This window comes from Oleiphilus sp. HI0067 (assembly GCF_001635735.1).
Window position 1 is genome coordinate 1 of sequence record NZ_LWFI01001525.1, and the last position, 638, is coordinate 638.

The 638-nt window shown below is 44.0% G+C and carries 1 protein-coding gene and 1 pseudogene; both read left to right on the forward strand.

The window, feature by feature from the left end; genetic code table 11:
• Positions 1–116, forward strand: a pseudogene (locus A3739_RS31205) (hypothetical protein); the annotation flags it as partial.
• Between the two features lie 42 nt (positions 117–158).
• The coding region (locus A3739_RS24840) for a proton-conducting transporter membrane subunit (RefSeq protein ID WP_304440312.1) at positions 159–638 on the forward strand (480 nt) is incomplete at its 3' end.

A 638-nucleotide genomic window follows, 5' to 3' on the forward strand; every position in this document is an offset into this window, starting at 1 on the left:
TTTCATTTTTAGTTGAGCCACTAGGCGTTCTATTTGCCCTAGTTGCCAGCTTTCTTTGGATCGTGACTACGATCTATGCCATTGGGTATATGCGCGGCAATAATGAAAAAAATCAGACGCGCTTTTTTATATGTTTCGCCCTGGCAATCAGCTCGGTGATGGCCATTTGTTTTTCAGATAATTTGCTTACTCTATTCATCTTCTACGAGGTTCTAACACTCTCAACCTACCCTCTAGTTACCCATGCTGGAACTAAAGAAGCGAAAGAAGGCGGACGGATTTATCTTGGTATTTTACTTTCGACTTCCGTTGGTTTTTTATTGTTCGCAATACTTGGCACATATGCCATCACCGGCACGTTAGACTTTAAGCCTGGCGGCGTATTCGACGAGTCTTCTCCAGATTTAATGGTTGGCTTGTTACTTGTATTATTTTGTTTCGGGATCGGAAAGGCCGCTCTCATGCCTTTTCATCGTTGGCTTCCATCAGCGATGGTTGCGCCAACTCCTGTCAGTGCCTTACTGCATGCCGTCGCCGTTGTTAAAGCGGGTGTTTTCAGCATTTTGAAAGTTGCGGTATACATTTTCGGTCTTGATACGCTTTCTGACCTTGCTACAACCGACTTAATGCTTTATGTC